Genomic DNA, 24967 nt, shown 5'->3' with positions numbered 1-24967 from the left:
TTCTATACTAGTTTAACCTAATAAGAACTCACATAAAGATATTTACCCAGTTTTTTATCTTTTAAGCAACTACTATTAATAATTTTTTTTATCTTCATTCTATAAAAATAGTTATTTTAGTAAATACAAAGAGAGAATTTCATAGAAATTCTCTCTTTGCATAAAGTTGATAAGACCCTTAATTATCCTAATAGATAAATTAAGGTTGTACTGGTTGTACTGGATGAACTGGATCAATTGGATAATCTGGAGAAGACTTAGACCAGAGTCCCCAATCGCCACCGATTTCTTTAATTCCGTTATATTGATTCTCAGGATATGTAGCTAAAATACTAGGTGATGTATACATTGATAGGCCCCCTTTCATTAAGGTTTTATGAGCATTACTCTTGAACAGAGTCGCCCACAAATACACAAATCTAATCTAGGTTTGTGTTATATAAATAACCAACTTTAAGATTTAGTTAGTTATTTACAATCTATCAATATATTTTTATTAATTACAAAGAGAGAGTCTCATAGCGATTCCCTCTTTGCATAAACTTGTTAAGAACTTTAATTATCCTAATAGGTAAGTTAAAGTTATTTTGTTGGGTTATCTGGCACACCAGGAGAAGATTTAGACCAAAGTCCCCAATCTCCACCAACATCCTTAGATCCGTTGTATTGATTCTCAGGATATGTAGCTAAAACACTAGGTGATGTGTACATTGATAGGCCCCCTTTCATTAAGGTTTTTATGAGCAATATTCTTGAACAAAGTTGCTCACAAACACACAAATCTAATCTAGGTTTGTGTTATATAAATAACTAATGTTAAGTTAGTTATTTACAATCAATTAATGTATTTTCCTATATACAAAGAGAGAGTCCCATTGCGATTCTCTCTTTGCACAAACTTGTTAAGAACTTTAATTATCCTAACAGGTAGTTAAAGCTTATTTTTCGATTGGCTCAGATGGAGAAGACTTAGACCAAAGTCCCCAATCACCACCAACACCCTTAGATCCGTTGTACTGACTCTCAGGATATGTAGCTAAAATACTAGGTGATGTATACATTGATAGGCCCCCTTTCATTAAGGTTTTTATGAGCAATATTCTTGAACAAAGTTGCTCACAAACACACAAATCTAATCTAGGTTTGTGTTATATAAATAACTAATGTTAAGTTAGTTATTTACAATCAATACTATGCATTATATTAGATGTATTTCTATATTATGTATATATTAGGTCAAAAAATTAAGTAAACCTATTAATAAAAAGACTTACTTTCATATAACTTTCTGTTAACTAACACTATGCTCATATAATGTTTTTAAAAACGTATGCGCATCTTCTTTAATCCAAACATCTCTTCTTTTTAGATAGTTAGGTTTATCAACATTTACCGCTATAACTAAACAGTTATTATCCTGTACATATTTTATAGCGCCTTGATGATCTCCATCTAACCCTAATGTTAACATTATTTTCTTTCCTTCTAGTAGCTTATACTTAATTTTATCATATGCATATACCTTAGCTGCTGTCTTTTGGTGAAGCAAATCAATATTCTCCGTTAACAACAAAAAATCGTATTTATCTTGTAAAGTTTTAATTATTTTGTGCCCTACTGTTGGATTAGTAAAATACAAAGAGTTAACAAAGCTAACATATGCTTTTTTTAATCTTTGAGGGTTTTTAACTATGGCTTCTTTTAATTGGCTTAAATTATATAAACACAAACTATCTTTTAGCTCAAAAGAATCCATAATTCCAGCCGCCTTTGAAAGACCAGCTCCAGTATAGAATACAAAATCTTCTTTATAAAGCTCCATATTACTATTTAGTTGATTGTAGTTTGCTTGTTTTGATATAATTTTTGTGTTTTTAGTTATTTTTTTGTGATTAAACTTTATTTGAGACTTGTATTTGTTAATATCAATATCCCCTGTTTTAAATAAATAAAAATCTTCATATTTTGCAAAAATGTTTTCAAATAATGGATCTTCTTTAAATGCTAAAAAGCAGCCAAAGCTCTTTGCAAATAAAGTATACTCAATACCAAAACTAAATTCTGTGTTATCTTGTATCTCATTAAAAACTAACGTATGTGTTTTCATTACTAATACCTTTCATTAATTAAGACCTCCCAGAAAATTATTCATGAAGTTATTACATATAATGAGGTCTTTAATAGAACTAAATTTTGATTCTATAGTTATAACTCCTTGGTAATACTCATTAATAAATGAGTGGATTTTCTTAAAGTCAATAATACCTTTACCTGGCATAACATACCTTTTTAAAGGGCTATAATCTCTAAAGTGAATATTATAAATATAATTACAAAATGTCTGGTACAGTAATATATCTTCTTTTCTAAGGTATAAGTGTTCTAAATCTAAGGTTAAGCCAAAATTGTTATGTTGCTTTAAGGCTTTAGCTGACTCAAATAAATTTGTTATATTAGCAGTATTTTCTATTAACAGCTTAAGCTTTGGGCAAATTTTAAATAGGCTTTTATATAATTTATGCGCTTTGTTTAAATCAATTTTGCTATCATTAACATGTATAACAAGTAAATTACAACTGTTTTGCTCTGCAAATTTTATAAATGAACTAAAATCGGTAATTAAAGATGTATTTAGCCCCATATCTTTAGGTAAATGTATGGAATATATTTTAGTATTTATATATGCTAAGTTTGCAGTTATAGCTTGTAACTGTTTTTCACTAATACCCGAGCATAATACTAATTCAATATTATTAATCTTAAAATTTTTTAGTAGTTTAGTTGCCGATATTACTTTATTAACAAAGCTTGTTTTCCATAAGCTCTCTAGGCCTATGATTGAATAGCTAATTGGATTATTTAGCTGCTGCTTCATTTAGTATTCCAAGCTGTTTAAACTGAGATATAACTAGTTTAATATCAGGCTCAACAACCTCACGCTTTACTCCAGCATACTCTTTAATAACTTCATCAACTATATCTTCACAGGTCATAGTCCCATTACATAAACCCAAAACGTAATATGCAACATTATTTATTTCATGAACAAGTCCTTTATTTTCATCATAAACAATATATTTGTTTTCATCTAACATTGTTTCATAAATATTTTCATTTTTAGTTAATATCATAATATAACTCCTTATAAAAAGTTTTGTTTGGGGCATAAGAATAGTGTCTTATGCCCCAACTGATTACAAAGTTTTGTTACAAAAAGATTTAGCTACTCTTACTCCATAAACCCCAATCATCAATTGGTTTAACAGCATGCTCTGACTTAGCTGAGTAAGTAGTTAAAATACTAGGTGTTGTATACATTGTTACACCCCCTCTCATAGAAAAGTTTTTATCTAATAATTAAGATAAGCAATTTATTGTATATAATCTATATATTTACATAGTTTATTTAAAATTTTTAGTGTTTTGTTTAATCACTACAGGCCTTAACACCTTTTTTACTAATCATGTAAGTTATCATAGCTTTATAATACTCACATAGTGGAGGAGTAGCACTAAGAGATTTATCTCTATAAACAACCTGTGCTGGACAACCTAATGGACATATGTAGCGATAACTACACTTCACACAGCTTTCTATATGACTAAAGTCTCGATTTTGAAACTGCTTAATAAGCTTAATGGAAAGAGGCTCATTTATAACCTGTTTAAGATTTTTATCTATATGTCCAATTATAAAATTTTCATCTCCAACAAACTGATCACAAATATATATGGAGCCATCTAAATCAAAGCCCAAAGTATTAATACCAGCTCCACACGGGGCGTTTAAACACATATAATTAGAGCCACCATTAAATATTTTTCTATGTAAATGATCTAGGTTTCTTTCAGTTATTTTAAATCCTTGTATGCTTTGCTCATTCATCCAATCGTATACTTTTTTACTAGCTTCAATATATTTCTCAACAGGGAATTCTAAACTACTTGCTCTTCCATGAGGTACTAGTACATTAAAGACAACAGAATTTATACCTTTATTTTTTAAATACTCGCAAAACTCAAGCATATAATCTACATTGCTATGTGATATTACAGTAGCTATACCAGGCTTAAAATCATTTTTTATACACAAGTCAATAGCTTTGTCTACTGCAGTAAAACTATTTGTACCATCATAAAACACCCGACCAACATTGGTTTGATCATTATAACCATCAATGCTTATTCCAAAGCCAATATTGTGTTTCTTAAAAAAAGCTATCATCTCTTCATTTATTAGTACCCCGTTTGATTGTAGATTTATTGATATATGATCATCTAAACCATTTTTTTGTATATATTGAACTATGTCTTTTATTAATTGATAGCTTATAAGGGGTTCTCCGCCGTGCAGAATTAATACAAGCTTTCTATCTCCCGAATACTTATTTAAATCTATACTAGATAATATCTTTTTAAATACTTCTAATTTTATTTGAGGTCCACCGGTCTCACAATCTACATAACAATAAGAGCAGTTAAGATTACACATTTTATTTAACTTAAATACTAAAGAGGTAAGGAGATTTGCTGTAGTCTTTTTGGCTAATTTGTTTTTTAGAATATTCTCTTTTATCTCCATTAATTTTTCTTGACCGTTCATTTCAAGCCTCCTATATCAATTGCATTAGCTCAGCTAAGTTGTTTATTACCTTACAGTCATACTTATTGTGTTTTTGCTTACTATACAAATAGGGCTTAAAACCACATTCTTTTGAAGCAAGAACATCTAATTCATAATTATCTCCAACATAAACTGAATCATGATTTTTGCTTAATCCAGCTCTTGCTAAAGCCACCTCAAAAATTCGAGAGTCTGGTTTGCTATAGCCTATATCATCTGAGCAGATACAAAACTGCATGTAATCATTAAACTTAAATCGTTTGATCATATTGTGAAAGGAAAAATCCCAGTTAGAGATAATAGCTAAGTTATATTTTTCGTTTAGATAATTAAGTAACTCAATAGCGTACGGTTCAAGTTCCCAATTACAATCATCTCTAATATAGCTATTCGTTTTACTCAAAACCTCTATTACCTTAGTGAGATTATTACTATTTATTTGACTTTGTTTTATGAAATTAACTGCTTGAGAAAGATACAGTGCAAATGTACTTTTAGTTTTTACTTCATCATATACACCTGTATTAGCTGCATTAATGCTCTTAATAATAGACTCTTCAGATAGATAAATATTTTGCTCAGATAAATACATATCCAAAATTTCTGAATGAGACTTATTTAGGTTTATTAATGTACCACCTAAATCAAAGAAAATATATTTTTTATTTTTCATTAGCATACACTCTTTTAGATTTATAACATATTAAAAAATGACTGACCTTATACAATTAGGGTTTAAGTAGGTTCATAAACTAAATTGAAATCCATCTAGATGTTTTACTTACTATTTTTATTCTCACGAACATGTTCACATTGTAGCTTTTAAAAACTAAAAATGTGGTATAAAAAATTAAAACTTTTGCAAAAATAACACAATTTTAATAAAGGCTATTGATTGATAATCAGCATAGTTTAAAAGAAACTTGTTTTTTAAAGACGATATAAAATATAAGCAATATGTAATTAATTTTCACTTATTTGGAGTATATCACACTAATTTCAGAATGTAAACTATTTGTAAATATTTTCTTTTAAACTTTTTATTTGGATTTATTTAGTGCTTATATCCATTAATTATCGTTGTTATTTTCTACTAGTTTAAGTTAATTTTATTTTTACAATAATTTATTGCTTTGTTATAACAAAAAATGAGCTTTATAAAAGCTCATTTTGTGGATTTACTATTTATATTACCTTGTCATTTTTTGATTTTTTTAATCGATATCTTTTTTTAATAATACGCCATAGTTTAACACAAATAAATATTGCAATAATTATTAGTGGAGAAAATGGAATTATCCAGATTAAAGCAGCTATACCTTTAATGCTAAAGTTAAGCATTGCACTCCAACCATCTTTTAAGGCAAACTTTAATCGTTCAATACTATTTTTTTCAATAGTAGCTGTAGGATTTCGTTCAAATACACTAATTGAAATAGAACTCATTGCTACATTTCTATCTAAATACTGGAGCCTTCCCTTAACCTTTTCAATTTCATAAATAACCCTATTTAACTCGTTTTCTATCTGTAATATTTCTGATACATTTTTAGCTTTTTCAAAGAGCTTAGTTAATGAGTCTTTTTTGGCGTTTAAACTCTTAAGTCTAATCTCTTGATCGTAATAATCTTCAGTTACATCCTGAGATTGTGTTTGATCTAAAGTCACCTCACCTAATCCTAAAAGTTGCTCGTATAGTGAATCAAAATTATTTACTGGAACACGTATTATCATATTTAATCTATTATATTTTTCATACTCATGTCTTTTAGAGGATTGTATGTAACCTGCTCTACTAACTATTAAGTCTTTAATATCTTGAGTTACTTTATCTAAGTCAAATACATCAAGGCTAAGTGAACCTGTTTTAATTATCTTTTTAGCAATTTCTTTTTGATCATTGCTCGTATAATTCACTTTAGCACCATTAGATAATACCGTAGAGCCACCTTTAATATTTACGGGGTATCCTGATTCATCAGTCACTGAAAAATCAAACTGCACTGGCTGTTTTAATTCAAATGGTACATCATTACATTCTGTAGTACTTTCATTTTTCATACAGCCAGCTAAAAACAATATGGTAATTAACAATAAAATAATTAATTTTTTCTATTTTAAAAATTTCAAGAGAAAACCCTCCTTTTACTAATTATTAGACCAGTAATAGTTCCAGTTGTTCCCTTTAATTGAAATTAAATATAACTTTATTGACTTATGAAATTTGTTATTGCAGGTTATTTATGATTGCTTCAGCTACTCTTATGCCATCTACCGCAGCGGAGATAATTCCACCTGCATAACCAGCTCCTTCACCGGCAGGGTAAAGCCCTTTTACATTGCTTTGAAAGTTAGAGTCTCTAACTATTCTTACTGGTGCTGAGCTTCTGGTTTCTACCCCTGTTAAAACCGCATCGGGATTATTAAATCCCTTTATTTTATTGTTCCAAGCTACAATTGCATTTTTTAAGGTTTCGATTACATAACTTGGCAAACAATCTTTTAAACTCGTTAATTTAACACCTGGTCTATAACTTGGAGTTATGGACTTTAATTCTGTAGAGGGTCTGTCTGCTAAAAAGTCTACTACTAGTTGAGCAGGAGCAAAATAATTACTACCGCCTATTTTAAATGCCAACTTCTCATATTTTTTTTGATACTCTACTCCCGCTAAGGCGTGATTGTTAGCAAAATCAGCTGTTGTTACCCCCACTAATAAAGCACTATTTGCATTTTCTTTGTCTCGTGCATAATAACTCATACCATTTGTGACAACCTCTTCTTTTTGGGATGAAGAAGCAACAACAACTCCACCAGGACACATACAAAAACTATAGGCTGACCTGCCATTTTTATCGTGGTATTTTAGTTTATAGTCTGCGGCTTCTAAATTTTTATGACCTTCATATTTACCATACTGTGATTTATTAATATCACTTTGTTTATGCTCAATACGAACCCCTATTGAAAAAGGTTTTTGCTCCATATAAATATTATTATTATATAGCATTTCATAGGTGTCTCTGGCACTATGCCCTATTGCTAATATAATATTGTCACTTTTAATTAATTGGTCATTAACTTTAACTGCTAAAACTTTCTTTTCTTGAATAATAATATTCGACACCAAAGTGTTAAAGCGTACTTCTCCACCCAAGTTTATAATGTGATTTCTGATATTTTTAACAACTTGTCGTAATAAATCTGTACCAATATGAGGTCTATAGCTATACATAATGCTCTGAGGAGCCCCAAACTGCACAAAAGTCTCAAGCACGTATCTACACCTATTATCTTTAATATTAGTTGTTAGTTTTCCATCAGAAAAAGTGCCAGCTCCACCCTCTCCAAATTGAACATTAGTTAAAGGATTAAGTTTACCACTCTGCCAAAACTCTTTTACTTGTTTACTACGACTCTCTACATCAGCACCTCGTTCTAGCATAATAGGTTTCAATCCTGCTTTTGCCAATATGAGCGTTGCAAATAAACCACATGGACCACTTCCTATAACAAGTGGTCTATTTTTTAGGGGTTTAGTAATTTTATTAATTGAATAATTATTAAGTTTTGATTCTGCTACATCAGCAAATTTCTTTTTTAAAATACTCTTTTCATTTTTTAGTTTTACATCTACTGAATATACAAATGACTCTTTATTTTTTCGAGCATCAAGTGACTCTTTATAGATTGATAAATGAATAATTTGATTTTGATTTATTTTGAGCTTTTTACACAGAGCCTGTTTTACTTGCCCCCTATGCTCGTATGAAACCCGAATATTGCTAACTCGAAGCATAATATCGCACCCTTAATTTTTTAATGTTATTCTATCACTAATGTGATTATGGAACAATTATTAAGCAATAAAGAGCTAAAGGTAATTAAGCCGTTTAATAATATATTTAAATAAAGTAATAATACTAAGAATTATTTTATTTGCATTAACAGTATAAATATATATTGTAGTACACATAAATTTAATTTATAATAATATATAGTTTGTGATACAAAATAATATAACCTGAAAAGAGGTATTTTAATGAATAGTATAGATTGTCGTGGACTAAATTGTCCTCAACCTGTTATAAAAACTAAAAAAGCAATTGATGAGTTAAGTAATGGCTCTATAATAGTAGTTGTTGACAGTGAAGTTGCTAAGAATAACGTATTAAAGCTTACTAAAAAGCTACAATGTAGTGCCAAAGTTGAAAATAAAAACGGAGAGTTTCACATTTCCATAACTAAAGGTAAGGCATCTGCACCTCTACAGCAAGTTATTGCAAATCCTAAAACTGTAGATAATGGAACGGTAGTATTCTGCATGAGTGATGTATTTGGAGTTGGTGATGACAAGCTTGGAAAAGTATTAATGAAGGCTTTTTTCTATTCACTCACCCAGCTTGAAACTGCTCCTAAAGCTATTGTGTTAATGAATAGAGGTATTAACTTAGCCTTAAAAGAATCTGCTGTAATTGAATCTCTACAAGAACTTGATAAAAAAGGTGTTGAGATACTAAGCTGTGGAACTTGCTTAGATTTTTATCACCAAAAAGAAAACCTAGCAGTTGGTGAAATAACTAATATGTACACCGCTACAGAGGTATTAAATGAAGCGGGAAAAATAATTAGAATATAAGAATATAAAAATTGACGCCTTTGTGGCGTCTTTTTTATATTGGAGAGGATTCGCCTTTGGCATTATGGTTTGGGTAGTTGATAAATCAACTACGGAGTGGGTTTGAGCTGACGCTCTGCACGGTTTGGGCTCACTTTCGTTCGCGGATTAGTTAGCTGGTAAACATCACGCCACATGAGCAAAACAAAATGCGTACATACCATTTGCAAAGCAAATCTACCCCACGAGCTTTAAGCGAGTCAACCCCGTATTTCTTAAGAAATACCCACCCCGCAATTCCGTGCAGGAAAGCCCACACCATTTGCGTAAGCAAATAAAATACGATAAAATATATCTCGATAGTCGAAATATTGAGGAGAAATAGATAATGAGCTCAAATGCTGCAAATAGAAAAGAAAGTGTGTCTAAGTTAGTAGTTTTATCGAAAAAAAATATGCCTAAGGCAATAATGCTTTTAGCATGGCCTATAATTGTGGAGATGTTATTACAATCTACTGTGGGTATTGCTGATGTTGCTATGGTAGGTAGACTTAGCCCAGCTTCTATTGCTGCTGTTGGTTTAGGAAACCAGTTTATAATGTTTTTATTAACTGTTTTTGCAGCTATAAGAACAGGGGTAACCGTTTTAGTAGCACGTTTAGTTGGAGCTAATGATTATAATGCAGCCAATAATGTAGCTCGTCAGGCATTAGTTTTAACAGGCATTTTTGGTAGTACTATTGCTATTATAGGTGTGTTCTTTCCAGAATACGGCTACAAGCTTTTAGGCGCTAAACCCGATGTAATAGCTGTAGGCATTGGTTATATGCGGTATAGATATTTAGCAACGCTTTTTGCCTGTACAATTATGGTAATTACTGGTATATTAAGAGGCTGTGGAGACACCCTTACTGCAATGAAAGTAAATGTTTGCGTTAATTTAATTAATATAGGATTTAATTATCTTTTAATTTTTGGCAAATTTGGTTTTCCTAACTTAGGCACAGCAGGAGCAGGTGCAGCAACTATGATAGCCAGATTTATAGGCGCCTTTGTCATGCTTTGGGTTCTTTTTAAAGGAAAAGCTGGAGTTAAGCTACATATAAATGATAGCTTTAAATTAGACTTAAGCATTTTAAAACGCTTAATGAGAATTGGCATACCAGCTGGTGTTGAACAAATTTTTATGCGTGGTGCACAAATTTTGTTTACAATAATTGTAACAAATCTTGGCACAGCATTATACGCTGCCCACCAGGTTGCTTTGCGAGCAGATTCCATAGCCTTCATGCCAGGTTTTGGCTTTTCGGTAGCAGCAACAACCTTAGTAGGACAAAATTTAGGTGCACAACAAATAGACGAGGCTAATAAAGCAGGAAAAATAACTATGTATATGGCAATTGGATTTATGTCGGCGTTAGGTTTACTTCTCTTTATTTTTGCAAAGCCCATAACCATGATTTTTAGTGATGATAACACGGTAGTTACAGCTGCTGCCCAGGCATTACGAATAATATCTGTTGGCATGCCTTTTATAGCAATATCAAGAGTAACTGCTGGAGCTTTAAGGGGTGCAGGCGACACAAAATTTGTAATGTGGGGTACTGGTGCAAGCATATGGGCAATAAGATTAGGTTTAGCTTATATATTTGTTAATAAACTAAATATGGGACTAAATGGTGCTTGGCTAGCGATGTGTTTAGATAATGCCTGTAGAGCAGTAATATTTTTGGCCAGATTTTTGAATGGAAAGTGGCGAGATATTAGGGTATAGAGTTAGGAAAATGGTCGCGTACAGGCGACCATTTTGGTTTGGGCTTGACCTTTGGTCTTCGCGGAGTGGGTAGTTGACAAGTCAACTAGGGGTGGTTAACCCTATGGGTTAAGGATTTGGCTATCACGGGATTAAACAAAATAAACTATACTAGTTACTTTAACTATGTCAAATTTAACTTCACTACAATTATACAGTTTGATAATTATTACTATTAATAACACAAAAGAGGCTGACAATCAGCCTCTTCATTATTTCAATTAGCGATGCAAAGCGAGCATAAACTCCGTGAATCAAAGGTGAACCCCACCGCGACACGAAGTAAGCCCAATCCGTAATTCAGTTATGAATTACCCACCCCATATTTAGAGTGAAACGAAAAATATCCATACCGTGATTTTGCCTTAGGCAAAATCACCTGCTACCAGCTACTTCCGCCTCCACCGCCGCTACCGCCACCTACTGAACCGCCGCCAAAACTACTTTTACCTCCGCCAGACTTTGGCGCTGGCATAGAAGTCATGGTATTTTGCATACCAGTAAAGCTACGGGTAAGTCTACGGTGGAACAAGTAAGGTGTAAATGCTCTGCCATAGTATCCTTGATACCATGATGGTGGCTCTAAAGCTATTTTTTCAAACTTTTTAGCCCATTTATCACTAACACCTAATACCATAGCGTAGGCTAAAGTATTATAAAAATACTCTGGATTTTCATCTACAAGTACTTCTAGTCTATCCTTTTCTGCATGTTCTAAGAAGTCTTTAAACCCTAGAATTTGCTCCGAACACATTATTCCATACTCAGTTCTTTGGGTCATGATAAAAGCAAATAGATTTACAGTAGCACAGGCTAAAATCATAAAGGCTATGTTCACAAAACTAAACTTACCTACTAATGACAATATATATCCTATTGCTAAGGCAGGTACAACTGAAAATACAACACCAAGTATTGATTTTATTGTGAATCCTAATCCCGGCTTAGCCTGTTCTCTAAAGCTTATTACTCTCATAAAAAAGGCAATAGAAAAGCTTATTAAAACCGACACACCAAATATGGCCAGTATATAAACAAATTTGCTGTAGCTAAATTGAATAGCTGGGTACAATATGGCATAGAGCATTAAAATACAGGGTACTATTGATAATAAGTGATACAAACCCTTTAAAGTACTGCTTTTACTAGTATATAATCTGTTATTACCTTTAAAATGTTTAGCAACACTATTTTTTGTTGAATTAATCACTTCATAAAAACTGTTTTTTAAATCTTCACTACTAACTTTATTACCATCACCATATGAATCAAATAAACGTTTAAACATGATTTGTTCATACATACGCATACTGTCATCCGCTTCTTTAAGTTTAACTAATGTAAAGTCCTTGCTTTTCTCAACTTTATCATTGTCTGGATTACCTTCAATAATCTTTAAATAGCCTTTTGAAGCCCATAATATTATAAGCGATGTAATGTCTTTATTATCTACTACGCCATCAATTATATAGCCGATTTCAGCAGATGTCATTCCGTTTGGAGGATAGAATTGCACAGGAGCAAAAAGCTCTCTATCTCTTCCGTGTTTTCTCCATGAGAAATAAGCTAAAGCTATTAAGATAGCAGAGGCTATATACGCAAAAACTTTAATAATACCAGCCACTTTATTTAAGTCTTTAACATTTTCATAGTAACCTTCTGGTAAATTTAAGGCTATGGTAACACCCTCGTTTGCCCTTAATGAACCCTTAACTTTTCCAGTAATAATATTACCATTCACTTGATAATCTATCTTAGAGGTACTCTCACTACCTCTATAACCACTGGTTATATTAACCTTACTCTCATCAAAATCCTTTGGCATGGTTATTGTAAACGTAACATTATTAATAGTAGTATCCCACTCTGTTCCAATTATGTTGTAATAAAACTCATCATAATCGTTAAATAAGTCTTTGCCTACTATATAATGGTATTTAATATTGTAGTTCTGTTTTCCTCTAACAAACTCATCTGGGTCACCGATTTTAATAGAAACATAATTAGATTTTGCATTAACATCATAGGGTGCACCCTCTACTTTTATATCCTTAATTAAGTTTCTGCGTTGTTTGTTACTGGTTGGGATATCTCTTTTAATCCCATGTTTAGGATATTTAAAGTTTGCTTCTATTTTTTCTACAATATCATAACTATTATCATCATTAACGGTAATCTCTACATGATAAGTATCAATTTCATAATCATCTGTTGCAAATGCAAGCTGAAATGTTAACAATATTACAATTGCTAACATTAATACTTTTATGCTTTTTCTATTCATAAGCTAGCCTACTTAAAACTTAACTTGAACGTTTTGTCTCTCAGTTTCGGCTGCTCTAAAGTATGCCTCTGTTTCAAAACCAAATATCTTGGCTACAAACACATGAGGAATTACTAAACACTTACCGTTATATGATTTAACAACAGCATTGTAGTATTTTCTTGATTGAGCTATTTCATCTTCTATATGACCCAATTCATCTTGTAATTTATTAAAACCTTCATTGGCTTTTAATTCTGGATATGCTTCTTTTAAAGCAAAAAGTTGTTTTAAACCTTGTGTAATCATATTGTTACTAGCCTGAATTTCTTCCATAGTACTTGCAGACATACCAGCATTACGTGCTTGAATAACTTTCTCTAGGGTCTCACTTTCATGTTTAGCATAACCCTTAACAGTTTCTACAATGTTAGGTATTAAATCATACCTCTTTTTTAAATACACATCCATAGTTGAAAAGGCTTCTTTAACTTTTTGACGAAGTCTTACAAATCCGTTATAGCTTCCCATTACAAATAATACTATAACTGCTACAACACCTATAACAATATATTTTATCAATTTATGCTCCTCCAGTATCTATTCATTCAGTTTTTCAATTATATTTAACAATAATTTTGACGATTTTTCAATGTTTATATGAGTGATTTCATTGTTTTGGTCATTATAGCCCTCTATAGCTTTTGGAATCAGTACATAACCACTAGGTATTTTAGCTGGCAAATAGTTAATATACTTTACTGTATAGGACTCTAGTAGATGATAGTTGTAATTAAGCTTAGATAAAACCTGTTCCAAAATTTTAGTGACACTTTTATTAAGAGTATGAACTGTACCCTCTTCATCTCTTAACTCTTTAACAATAGCTATGCTATTAAACTCACTTAGCTCTTCGTGTTCAACAATTTTAGTTTCAAAAAAATAAGAAAGATTATTGCTATCAATTTTATCTTGTGGTTTGGCCACACTGTTAGGGTTTATTATAAGTCTCACACCATAATTAAATGTTATACCACTATTTTTAATGATATTTAAACACTCTACACTACTAAAAATGCTCGAAATATCATTAATGAGGTTGTTTTCACTACTATTTCTAACACTATTGTAAATACAAATATACTTACTATGATTTTTGGGATATTGAACAATTATATTTTTATCTTCACCCTCATAATAATACAAGTTCATCTCAGCAATTTTTGAAACATACCACTCTAAAATACTATAGTTAACTGATTTTTCACTATTTTTATTCCTAATGCTAACATTTTTTTCACTTGGACCTTTACAATTATTGTACAATATAACCATCTCTCTTTCATAAAATGTACTAGCCTAACTATCCTCCTTTTTAAATTACTATTTATAGGTACATTTTTTTATGATAGTTTAAACAAATCTATTAAATGGCTACTTTTTTATACCCTATTTGCAATAGAACTAAACAGTTACTACTATGTAACTACTAAGAATTAAGCCTTAAACAATTAAGGGGAGTGCAATTAATGTGCGCCCCCCAACCTTAATTTTTAAGTTAAATAATCTTAATTAATATTCAATTTAATTGCTAATTTCTCTAACATATCTTTAGTCATTGATGTTAAATCATACTTAGGATTCCAGCCCCACTCAGCACGTGCCGCACTATCATCTAATGAGTTAGGCCATGAATCAGCAATGGATTGACGAACAGGATCAACATCATAAGTCATTTCAAAACTAGGAATATGCTTTTTAATTTCATCGGCAATGTCATCTGGTTCAAAACTCATTGCTGTAATATTAAAGGCATTATGGTGAATTAACTTGCTTGCATCAGCCTCAGATAATTGAATAATCGCATCCAAAGCATCTGGCATATACATCATATCCATTTTTGTACCTTCAGCTATAAAGCTAGCATATTTACCCTGTTTTAATGCATCGTAGTAAATATGTACAGCATAGTCTGTTGTTCCTCCACCAGGTAGTGTTTTATATGATATTAGGCCCGGGTATCTCACACCACGTGAATCCACACCAAACCTCTTGAAATAATAATCACACAACAACTCTCCAGCTACTTTAGTTACGCCATACATTGTGGTAGGTCTTTGTATTGTATCTTGTGGTGTTTGGTCTGGAGGTGTTGATGGTCCAAAAGCTGCTATTGAGCTTGGCGTAAACAGTGTTGCACCTGTTTCACGACAAACCTCTAAACAATTATATAAACCACCCATATTTACATCCCATGTTAAGTTAGGCTTACTTTCACCAACTGCGGATAGTAGTGCAGCCAAATGTACAATATGATCTATATCATACTTCTTTACTACTTCATGAATTCTCTTACCATCTGTTACATTAATAATCTCAAAAGGACCACCATCTATTACTTCAGCAGGTCCTTCTTTTTTAATGTCACTAATAACAACATTATTTGTACCGTAAATACTACGCATACGAAGTGCTAGTTCAGAACCAATCTGTCCTAAAGCACCAGTTATTAAAATATTTTTCATGTTTTATCCCTCCACAATTATTTTGTGTCTGTGCTTATTTTAACCTAAACCAAGTTCTGTACCAACCACTATAGCGATATTTTTTTATTTTTTTTACAACTATTTACCTTAACTGTACTAGCTTAACCTCTATCAGAATTGTATATAGAAGTATTGTATAAGCGTATAATGGTTTTATTATTATAAAAATGTAAGAATTATCATCTGCTAATCTGTTATAATAATCAAAAATAGGGATAACTTATGGGGGAAATATTTATGAAGTATTTTTTATCGATTGTCTTAATTTTGAGTCTCTTGTTAACAGGTTGTACAACTAAACAAGAGACCTTACAATATGATGTTATTGTAGTCGGTACTGATCCAGAGGGTATTGCGGCAGCTGTTACAAGTGCCCGAGCAGGAGCTAAAACATTACTTATTGACTCTCGTGAAAAAGTTGGGGGTTTGTTTACCTTAGGTTGGCTTAATTTTTTGGATATGAACTATAACAAAGATAGTGATGTTCTTTTAACACAAGGTATTTTTAAAGAGTTTTATGATCGAATTGAGGGGATTTCTTTTAATGTTAAAACAGCCACAGATGTATTTAACAACATGATTAAGAATGAACCTAATCTGGATTTAAAACTTAAAGCATCTAGCATAACTCCTACCCTAAGCAATAATAAAATTACAGGCATTAGTGCAGAAATTGGTAGTGGGCAGTTTATATATAATTGTAAGCAGGTTATTGATTGCACTCAAAATGGAGATATAGCTGCTATGGCAGAAATTGAACACACTTTAGGTCAAGAAGATATAGGTGGACCAAGTTATGGTATGGCTGTAACCCAAGTTTTTAAAATAGGCGGAGTAAAAATTGAAGATTGGACTAGACTAAAAGACTTTTTAAATACAGACGATGACCCCAATAGTGCTGCTAGCAAGAATTGCGCTTGGGGGTTTGCCAGATTTTACAATGATTATCAGCCTAGCCAAAAAAATATGCAGTTGCGTGGTCTTAACATAGCCAGACAAACAGATGGTTGTATTATGATTAATGCATTGCAGATATTTCAGATTAATCCTTTAGACCCTAAAAGCATTGAATCTGCTAAACAAAAAGCTAATATAGAGCTAAAAAATATTATTCCATTTTTGCAAAAAGAAGTACCCGGCATGGAAAATATTAAACTTTTAGGTGTAGCACCAGAATTATACATTAGAGAATCTCGTCATTTTAGTACAGAATACATGCTAACTTTAGATGATGTGCTTGAAAATAAAGACTTTGAGGATAGAATTGCGCTAGGAAGTTATCCAGTTGATTTGCAAGGAACAGCTCCCGGTGAGGATGTAATAATAATAGGAAATCCTTTACAATACTCCATACCTTATCGTTGCATAGTACCACTAAAGGTGGACAATCTCTTAATAGCAAGCCGAGCAGCTGGTTATAGCTCACTTGCTCATGGCAGTACACGTATGGTACCGGTTGGAATGTGTGTTGCCCAAGCGGCTGGTAATGCTGCTGTTATGGCAATTAACAATGACATTACGGTAAGGGATATCGCGAACAATGCTAACTTAATTAAGAGCTTACAGTCTACATTAATTTCACAAGGTGCTTATCTACCAGAGTTTAATATAGATACTAGTATTATGAGTGATCCATACTACAATGGTTTGAAATTATTACGAAAATACGGTTTAATTCAGGGGCGTTATAATAACAATTATAGGCTTAATGATAAAGTAACTGTTGGCGAATATCAAAATACCCTTAAGAGTTTAATTAAAAACGATAAATGGAATATTACAGCTATCGTTAATGATGAATTAAGCACTGAGTATTTACTTAAAAAAAATATTCTTAATAGCTTTAATCATGAAGCTAAAATAACTGAGTTTTTAAACAATCAAAGTGTTTGGACAAACCATAAAGATACTCAAGCGATTACTAGAGGTTTAATGGCTGAAATCCTTTATTTATGTAGTACAATCATAAAATAAGCCAAAAATATAGTAAAACTGTTGACAATAATAGCATGATATATTAAACTTCTGGTAATATTATAGTAACAGCTATGAAGGATACAGTAGTTAGTAGTGTAACATTTAGAGAGCTTAGTGGTGGGTGAAAACTAAGCTGTGTGCTAATAACGAAATACAATCTGGAGCATTAGTGTTAAAAGCACTACGGAGGCATATCGTTAACATGCTTAAGGCACAAAATTTTTGTGTAAAATAAGGTGGTACCACGGGCCAAACTCGTCCTTATGCGAGTTTGGTCCTGTTTATTTTTAAGGGGGAATTTTTAATGAACAACGTATACGATGTTTTAATTGAACGGGGTTATATTGAACAAGCTAGTCACCCAGAAGAGATTAAAGAAATACTAGCCAAAGAAAAGGTAACATTTTATATTGGTTTTGACCCCACAGCTGAAAGTCTACACATTGGCCATTTTTTACAAATAATGGTAATTAAACATATGCAGGCAGCTGGCCATCAACCCATTATTTTACTTGGTGGTGGAACTACTATGGTAGGTGATCCAACAGGCAAAACCGATATGCGTAAAATGCTTACTAAAAAAGATATTTTTGCAAATGCTAATAAGTTTGGTGATTACTTTAAAAAGTATGTAGATTTTAGTGACAATAAGGCTTTAATATTAAATAATGCGGATTGGTTATTGGAGCTTAATTATGTTGATTTTTTAAGAGAAGTTGGTGTTCATTTTTCAGTTAACAGAATGTTAACTGCAGAATGTTATAAATCACGCTTAGAAAAAGGCTTGTCATTCTTGGAGTTTAACTATATGTTAATGCAGTCTTACGACTTTTTGCATCTCTACAGAAACTATAATTGTACTATGCAGTTTGGCGGCAACGATCAGTGGTCTAATATTTTAGGCGGAGTTGATTTAGTTCGCAGAAAAGAACGTGGTCTGTCATTTGCCTTAACGTTTGCACTTCTCACCAATAGTGATGGTAAAAAAATGGGTAAAACCGAAAAGGGCGCGATTTGGCTCGATGCTGAAAAAACATCTCCCTATGAGTTTTACCAGTATTGGCGTAATATCGAAGATGGTAGCATAAAAAAATGTCTTGCTTTAATGACATTTTTACCTATGACTGAGGTAAACAGATTAGGTAATCTTGAGGGTGCAGAGATTAATAAAGCTAAAGAAGTATTAGCTTATGAAACAACTAAAATTGTTCATGGAGAAGATGAAGCTAATAAAGCTCGTGAGGCTTCAAAGGCCTTATTCTCTAAGGGGACAAATATGACAGATGTACCAAACACTGAAATTTCCACTTTAGAAATTAATGAAGGTATCTCATTACTAGATCTTTTATTAAAAACAGGTTTGGTAGCTACCAAGAGTGAAGCCCGCAGGTTAATAAAACAAAATGGTATTAGCGTAAATGATAAAAAGGTAAGTGACCCCTTTAGAGTAGTAAATACAGCTGATTTTAATGACAATACGTTAATGTTACGTAAAGGAAAAAAAGTTTATCATCAGGTAAGACTAACAAATAATGATAACTAATCTACAGATTAAAAGGGATTGCTCTAGTGAGCGATCCCTTTTATAATTTATTATTTTAGACTAATAGATAATGGCTTACTACTTATTTCAATTATACCCTTTTCTACACTAGACACATCATTTAAAGGCACATAACTTATAGTATCATCAATTAATAGACCACTAATTTTAATCACACATCCATAAATACCTTTGTATCTACCTGTAGCAATTGAAGCAACACCATTTTCAATAAAAGTTAAGCCAATTATATCATCTATTACAAAATTCTCACGAATTAGCTTGCATAATGAGTAAGTGCAATAGTTTAAATCTAAAACCTTCTTCGTAGAATAGCAACACCTTTTAAAACATGACATATTATCACCACTTTTCCTTTTATATAATAATATATGTACATGGATAAGATATGTTTAATAGTTTTTATAAGATTTTTAGTATTAAAACCTAAAATTTTAGTTAATTATCTTATCTTTTTGATGTAACGATAATAAATAATTATTGGAGAGCTATTTACATTTATAAAATAGCTCTCCAATAATTTATTATGATATGTTACAGATAATAAATTTAAACATAACTATAGCAATACTATAGAATAATGTGTTTATGTAATAATTTTTTGCTGTTATAAACTAAATTATTAAATCAAGTAAAGCAATTGCTAGAACTGACTCCATCACTGGAACAGCTCTAAGGACTATACAGGGGTCATGTCTACCCTCTACTTGTAGCTCTGTATTCTCCTTGTTTTCTAAGTTAATGGTGTTTTGTTTAATTGCAATTGAGGAGGTGGCTTTGAATACTGTTCTATAAATAATTGGCATTCCTGTAGATATTCCACCTAAAACTCCCCCATTAAAGTTGCTTGTAGTTATAACTTTGCCATTTTCATATTTATAACAATCATTTGAGTTACTTCCCTGCATTTTGGCCAATTCAAATCCCTTACCAAATTCAATTCCCTTAACACCAGGTATAGAAAAGGCTAAATGGGCAACAGTACTTTCAATACTATTAAAAAAAGGATCCCCTACTCCTGCATTTAACCCTATCGCCATACACTCAACTATACCGCCAATGGAATCTCCACTTTCTTTTAACTTAGCAACTTTATTTTGCATTGTTTCACCAATATCTTTATCACATACGGGAAAAGCTTGTGTACCCAGTATATTAAGTTTTTGCGCAGGCTCTCCTAACGGATTAAAAGTCGTATCTTTAATATTCCCTACCTGCATTATATGGCCACCAATAGTTATGCCTTTTTGCCTTAGTATTTGTTTAGCAATAACTCCAGCAAAAACTATTGGTGCCGTTAAACGCCCCGAAAACATGCCTCCACCTCGTATATCATTAAAGCCATTATACTTTACCCATGCTGAATAATCCGCATGCCCTGGGCGTGGATTTTTAGCAAATATACTATAGTCTTTTGGCCTTATATTTGTTGATTCTATAAATGCTGTTAAGGGTGCTCCAGTACAATGCTCATTATAATAACCACTCAATATTTTAGCTTCATCACGTTCTACTCTAGTGGTTGTATTTTTGTGTAAACCAGGCCGTCTTCTAGCCATTTGCAATCTTATTTCTTCAAAATCTATCTTAAAACCTGCCGGAATTCCATCTATAACAATACCTACACCACTACCATGTGATTCTCCAAAAAGAGTTAATTTATACTTCATTCCATACGAAGAAGCCATGCTAAATCCCCCAATCCTTCTCATCTGTTATTGTAACTTGTTTATATTATTATACAAAGTTTTTGCCTTAAAAGCACTTCTATTCAATTTTGATTTTTTAAGTTATAATATAAATAAGGACAAGATTACATTAGGAGACAAGAAATGAAACAACTTGAAACTACATTATCTGCTCAAGCTAAAATGCTTGGTGCAGAGTTTTATGGTGTTACTATGCTTGAAAATATAGAAGACCATCATCATAAAATTCCACACCAATTACTTAATAATTATGATAAAGCAATTAGTATAGGCATGGTTATGCCTAACTCGTTAGTTGAAAATATGATTAATGAAGATTATGACTTTGCAATTGAATTATACAATCATTTTTTTAATGAGGTTATTGTACCTAACCTTGAGCGCACTGCTTTAATAATTACTAATTTTCTAGAAAAATCTGGATTTAAAGCATTTTCACTTCCAGTTAATCTAGCCAATTTTAACCAACAACATCCAGAGTACTTTCATCACCTAATTGCCAGCTATGCTGGTTTAGGCTGGTTAGGTAAAAATAACAGACTAGTTAATGCAACATACGGTACTCGGATAAATTGTATAACAATTTTAACAAATGCTGATTTAGAGCCCTCTGAAACTGTGGAAAATGGCTGTAAACAGTGTACACTCTGTATTGATAAATGTAGTTTTGGAGCCTTAAGTGGCGTACCGTTTCACCCCCACCATGATATTAACGATCGTTGTAATAGTGAAAAATGTGTAAATAAACCAATTAAAATTGAACCTAACAAAAGAAGCCTTAACTTAAAATGTGGTATATGTTACACAATATGTCCTTATAACAAATAAAAAGGAGAGGTAAAGATGCTTAACAACATAAAATCTACTTGGGATTTAGATGTTTATTTTCCAGGTGGTAGTGAATCAGTTGAATTTTCAAACTACTTAAATGAAATGCAAAATGATATGAAAGAGTTTTGTGAAGAGTTACAAACACTAAAAACTAATGATGGTAACATTGAGAATATTAAGTATGTAGTAAATTTTATTCAGGAAATTAGCCGAAAAATGCATCATGCTGGTTCATTTGCTTCTTGCCTAACTGCTCAAAATACCCAAGATAAAAAAGCTATGCAACTTGTAGGCAGATTAAATGGATTAAGAGGTATTATTTCTTCGCTGACCACAGAGATGGAAAAAAGGTTATTAGAACTAAGTGATGATGCTTTTAATAACTTATTCACAGACGATTACTTTACTAATATTAAATTTAACTTAACTGAAATTAGAGAAAATGCTAGCAAAAAATTACCAGCAGACAAAGAAAATATCATTAATAGTTTAGCTATAGATGGCTATAATAGCTGGAATACTCTCTACAATCTTACCTCTGGAAATTTAAAAATTCCGGTAGAGATTGATGGTGTTATTAAGCAATTATCACCAGGTCAAGCCTCTAATCTCATGACAAGTGCTGATAGAGAACTAAGAGAAAAGGTATTTAAAAGCTGGGAAGAATCTTGGCAATCTATTGCAGATACCTGTGCATTAGCTTTAAATAGCATCTCAGGATTTAGACTGAATGTGTATAAAGAGCGTGGTTGGCATGACTTTTTAAGTGAGCCATTAACCATAAATAGAATGACTCGTAAAACATTAGATACTATGTGGTCAACTATTCAAAAAAACACTGGTCGTTTAGTTAAATTTTTAGAGCGTAAAAAAGAATTATTAGGCCTAGAAAAACTAACATGGCATGATTACACTGCACCACTAGGAAAAAGCAATAAAACTTATAGCCTAGAAGAGGGCGCTAATTTTGTTGCTAAACACATGAAAAACTTTAATAAATCTATGGGTGACCTTGTAGAAAGAGCTTTTAATGAAAACTGGGTTGAAACAGAAAATAGAGACAATAAACGAGCTGGAGCTTTTTGTTCTGGATCTCCAATCTTAAAACAATCAAGAGTGTTTATGACTTATTCTGGAGCAGCTAGAAACCTTACAACATTAGCACATGAATTAGGTCATGCCTATCACTCTTCTGTAATGACAGACTTACCACCTCTTTCGCAACGTTATGCTATGAATGTTGCCGAAACAGCCTCAACATTTAATGAGTTTGTTGTATCAAATGCCTCATTACAAGAAGCTGAAACTAAAGAAGAAAAAATAGCTCTATTACATGCAGATTTAGCACGTGCGGTTAGTCTTTGTATGAATATACAGGCACGCTTCTTATTTGAAACACGTTTTTATGAACGAAGAAAAACAGGTTTTGTTAGTACAAAAGAACTTAATGAACTAATGTTACAGGCTCAAAAAGATGCCTTTAATAATTCATTAGATAGTTATCACCCCTTATTTTGGGCTTCCAAACTTCATTTTTACATTACAGGCGTACCATTTTATAACTTTCCATATGCATTTGGATATTTATTTAGCGCTGGTGTATATGCTCAGTCTAAAACACAAGGTGAAGCATTTGAGCAAAACTATATTAACTTACTAAGAGATACAGCCAGAATGAAGGTTGAAGACTTAGCCAAGAAACATTTAGCAGTTGACCTAGAAGATGAGAAATTCTGGCAAGAGGCTTTAGATGTTGTTTTGGCTGGTTATGATGAGTTTATGGAATTAACTAAATAAAAAAAACTTGCTCGAATGAGCAAGTTTTTTTTGTGGTGGACTCGCCTTTTGCATCGTGGGGTGGGTAGTTGACAAGTCAACTACGGGGTGGATTTGGCTTCGCCTGCATGGTGAGGGTTCGCTTTGCTCACGGAATATATGCTTGCTTACGCATCGCATATCACATAAGTGAAGCGAAATGTATTGTACCGTTTGCATAGCAAACCCAAACCGCGAACTAAATGTTTTATGGAGCGTAGCGTAATAAAACATTACCTTAATAAAACATAATAATAAAGTGAGCCCACCCCATTTTGACATGTCAAAATCCACCCCACGATGCCAAATGCGTCCACTCCGTAATTGATATATCAATTACAGGGTGGTATAATGCTTATGGTGATAAATATGGATAAAGTAGCTATTGAAATAGGACCATTAGCAATAAGATGGTACGCTATTTTAATAAACACAGGAATTGTTTTAGCCTTAGTTTTTATATGGAGAGAGGCTAAACGACAAAAATTGAACCCTGACACTATTTATGATATTTTGTTTGTGGCTTTGCCTTCGGGCATAATTGGGGCTCGTCTTTACTATGTAGCTTTTAACTTAAGTTACTATACCGCCAACCCAAGCGAAATTTATAAAACATGGCATGGTGGTTTAGCTATTCATGGTGGATTAATATTTGGTGGTTTAGCGGCGTATTTTTATTGTAGACATAAAAAAATTAATTTTGCTCGCTGGGCGGATATTATTGCCCCTGGCATTGCTTTAGCTCAAGGTATTGGTCGTTGGGGTAATTTTGTTAATCAAGAGGCTTATGGATACATAACTGATGTTCCTTGGGCATTTTACATCAATGGAGCATACAGACATCCTACCTTTCTATATGAGTCTATTTGGGATATTGCTCTTGCAATATTACTGGTTTATATATTACACAAACGAAAGAGTTTTGATAGTGAGGTATTTGCAACCTACTTTTTAGGATATTCATTAGGTCGTATCTGGATAGAGGGTTTAAGAACAGATAGCTTAATGTTAGGATCTATTAGAGTTGCTCAACTTATTAGTTTAGCTGGTATTATTTTAAGTGCAATATATATTTTTTATAAAAAGAAAAAGCAAAGATCAATATAATAAATACAAACAGGAAACTATCACATTAATAAAAATAATGTTAATGGATAGCTTCCTGTTTATTATAATTATGTATAAGTTAAATTAAACATATTAAAAT

Annotated in this window: 23 protein-coding genes and 1 other annotated feature; of the genes, 7 read left to right on the top strand and 16 right to left on the bottom strand. The window is 32.1% G+C overall.

Annotated elements, in window-relative coordinates; translation table 11 throughout:
- Nucleotides 1-199: 199 nt before the first annotated feature.
- From IMX26_RS01685 to IMX26_RS01650, 10 genes are all read right to left on the bottom strand, one after another.
- Nucleotides 200-349, bottom strand: a complete 150-nt coding sequence (locus IMX26_RS01685; RefSeq protein ID WP_195159993.1) for a hypothetical protein — start codon at nucleotides 347-349, stop codon at nucleotides 200-202.
- A gap of 233 nt (nucleotides 350-582) precedes the next feature.
- Nucleotides 583-711 (bottom strand): hypothetical protein, encoded by a 129-nt coding sequence (locus tag IMX26_RS18035; RefSeq protein ID WP_279324878.1) that lies wholly within the window; start codon nucleotides 709-711, stop codon nucleotides 583-585.
- 227 nt (nucleotides 712-938) lie between these two features.
- Nucleotides 939-1061, bottom strand: coding sequence for a hypothetical protein (locus IMX26_RS18030; RefSeq protein ID WP_279324877.1), 123 nt, complete (start codon nucleotides 1059-1061; stop codon nucleotides 939-941).
- Between the two features lie 230 nt (nucleotides 1062-1291).
- Entirely contained in the window at nucleotides 1292-2107 is an 816-nt protein-coding gene (locus IMX26_RS01680) for a Sir2 family NAD-dependent protein deacetylase (RefSeq protein WP_195159992.1), read from the bottom strand.
- 15 nt (nucleotides 2108-2122) lie between these two features.
- On the bottom strand, nucleotides 2123-2875 hold the full coding sequence (locus IMX26_RS01675; protein ID WP_195159991.1) for a TIM barrel protein: 753 nt from the start codon (nucleotides 2873-2875) through the stop codon (nucleotides 2123-2125).
- Nucleotides 2856-3131, bottom strand: coding sequence for a PqqD family protein (locus IMX26_RS01670; protein WP_195159990.1), 276 nt, complete (start codon nucleotides 3129-3131; stop codon nucleotides 2856-2858). Before IMX26_RS01670 ends, IMX26_RS01675 begins: the two co-directional genes overlap by 20 nt.
- A gap of 296 nt (nucleotides 3132-3427) precedes the next feature.
- A complete protein-coding gene (locus IMX26_RS01665; protein WP_195159989.1) occupies nucleotides 3428-4603 on the bottom strand; it encodes a radical SAM protein in 1176 nt (391 codons plus the stop codon).
- A gap of 10 nt (nucleotides 4604-4613) precedes the next feature.
- Nucleotides 4614-5297 carry an HAD family hydrolase gene (locus tag IMX26_RS01660; protein ID WP_195159988.1) on the bottom strand — a complete coding sequence of 228 codons (684 nt, stop codon included), beginning with the start codon at nucleotides 5295-5297 and terminating at the stop codon, nucleotides 4614-4616.
- 512 nt (nucleotides 5298-5809) lie between these two features.
- Nucleotides 5810-6685 carry a DUF4349 domain-containing protein gene (locus tag IMX26_RS01655; protein WP_195159987.1) on the bottom strand — a complete coding sequence of 292 codons (876 nt, stop codon included), beginning with the start codon at nucleotides 6683-6685 and terminating at the stop codon, nucleotides 5810-5812.
- Between the two features lie 166 nt (nucleotides 6686-6851).
- A complete protein-coding gene (locus IMX26_RS01650) occupies nucleotides 6852-8423 on the bottom strand; it encodes an FAD-dependent protein (protein ID WP_195159986.1) in 1572 nt (523 codons plus the stop codon).
- Between the two features lie 243 nt (nucleotides 8424-8666).
- On the opposite strand from IMX26_RS01650, the gene yedF reads away from it, so the two are divergent.
- Both yedF and IMX26_RS01640 read left to right on the top strand, forming a co-directional pair.
- On the top strand, nucleotides 8667-9263 hold the full coding sequence (gene yedF / locus IMX26_RS01645) for a sulfurtransferase-like selenium metabolism protein YedF (protein WP_195159985.1): 597 nt from the start codon (nucleotides 8667-8669) through the stop codon (nucleotides 9261-9263).
- Between the two features lie 367 nt (nucleotides 9264-9630).
- Nucleotides 9631-11016 carry an MATE family efflux transporter gene (locus IMX26_RS01640; protein WP_195159984.1) on the top strand — a complete coding sequence of 462 codons (1386 nt, stop codon included), beginning with the start codon at nucleotides 9631-9633 and terminating at the stop codon, nucleotides 11014-11016.
- Between the two features lie 421 nt (nucleotides 11017-11437).
- Here IMX26_RS01640 and IMX26_RS01635 read toward each other — a convergent pair whose 3' ends face one another.
- The 4 genes from IMX26_RS01635 to IMX26_RS01620 form a co-directional block, all read right to left on the bottom strand.
- The gene (locus IMX26_RS01635) at nucleotides 11438-13339 is read right to left on the bottom strand and encodes a DUF2207 domain-containing protein (RefSeq protein WP_195159983.1); all 1902 of its coding nucleotides are present in this window, start codon (nucleotides 13337-13339) and stop codon (nucleotides 11438-11440) included.
- 12 nt (nucleotides 13340-13351) lie between these two features.
- The gene (locus IMX26_RS01630; RefSeq protein ID WP_243259287.1) at nucleotides 13352-13900 is read right to left on the bottom strand and encodes a LemA family protein; all 549 of its coding nucleotides are present in this window, start codon (nucleotides 13898-13900) and stop codon (nucleotides 13352-13354) included.
- An 18-nt stretch (nucleotides 13901-13918) separates the two neighbouring features.
- Complete coding sequence (locus IMX26_RS01625) at nucleotides 13919-14644, bottom strand: hypothetical protein (protein WP_195159982.1); 726 nt, start codon at nucleotides 14642-14644, stop codon at nucleotides 13919-13921.
- A 242-nt stretch (nucleotides 14645-14886) separates the two neighbouring features.
- A complete protein-coding gene (locus tag IMX26_RS01620) occupies nucleotides 14887-15843 on the bottom strand; it encodes an L-threonine 3-dehydrogenase (protein ID WP_195159981.1) in 957 nt (318 codons plus the stop codon).
- A 258-nt stretch (nucleotides 15844-16101) separates the two neighbouring features.
- Here IMX26_RS01620 and IMX26_RS01615 point away from each other — a divergent pair, with 258 nt between their 5' ends.
- Both IMX26_RS01615 and tyrS read left to right on the top strand, forming a co-directional pair.
- The gene (locus IMX26_RS01615; protein WP_195159980.1) at nucleotides 16102-17838 is read left to right on the top strand and encodes an FAD-dependent oxidoreductase; all 1737 of its coding nucleotides are present in this window, start codon (nucleotides 16102-16104) and stop codon (nucleotides 17836-17838) included.
- A gap of 65 nt (nucleotides 17839-17903) precedes the next feature.
- Nucleotides 17904-18107: a binding site (T-box leader), on the top strand.
- Between the two features lie 38 nt (nucleotides 18108-18145).
- Complete coding sequence (gene tyrS / locus IMX26_RS01610; RefSeq protein ID WP_195159979.1) at nucleotides 18146-19384, top strand: tyrosine--tRNA ligase; 1239 nt, start codon at nucleotides 18146-18148, stop codon at nucleotides 19382-19384.
- 50 nt (nucleotides 19385-19434) lie between these two features.
- Here the strand turns inward: tyrS and IMX26_RS01605 are convergent, their stop codons facing one another.
- Together IMX26_RS01605 and aroC are read right to left on the bottom strand one after the other, a co-directional pair.
- Complete coding sequence (locus IMX26_RS01605) at nucleotides 19435-19743, bottom strand: hypothetical protein (protein ID WP_195159978.1); 309 nt, start codon at nucleotides 19741-19743, stop codon at nucleotides 19435-19437.
- Between the two features lie 276 nt (nucleotides 19744-20019).
- The gene (gene aroC / locus IMX26_RS01600) at nucleotides 20020-21093 is read right to left on the bottom strand and encodes a chorismate synthase (protein ID WP_195159977.1); all 1074 of its coding nucleotides are present in this window, start codon (nucleotides 21091-21093) and stop codon (nucleotides 20020-20022) included.
- A gap of 144 nt (nucleotides 21094-21237) precedes the next feature.
- Between aroC and IMX26_RS01595 the strand changes: the two genes are divergently transcribed.
- From IMX26_RS01595 to lgt, 3 genes are all read left to right on the top strand, one after another.
- Nucleotides 21238-21942, top strand: coding sequence for an epoxyqueuosine reductase (locus IMX26_RS01595; RefSeq protein ID WP_195159976.1), 705 nt, complete (start codon nucleotides 21238-21240; stop codon nucleotides 21940-21942).
- Between the two features lie 15 nt (nucleotides 21943-21957).
- Nucleotides 21958-23742, top strand: a complete 1785-nt coding sequence (locus tag IMX26_RS01590; RefSeq protein WP_195159975.1) for a M3 family oligoendopeptidase — start codon at nucleotides 21958-21960, stop codon at nucleotides 23740-23742.
- Nucleotides 23743-24129: 387 nt separating this feature from the next.
- Entirely contained in the window at nucleotides 24130-24867 is a 738-nt protein-coding gene (gene lgt, locus IMX26_RS01585) for a prolipoprotein diacylglyceryl transferase (protein WP_195161307.1), read from the top strand.
- The last annotated feature ends 100 nt before the right edge of the window (nucleotides 24868-24967 follow it).

The organism is Clostridium sp. 'deep sea' (assembly GCF_014931565.1).
Lineage (GTDB): Bacteria > Bacillota > UBA994 > PWPR01 > PWPR01.
Note: the sequence above shows the minus strand (reverse complement) of the source record. Positions and strands in the feature narration are given on the sequence as shown.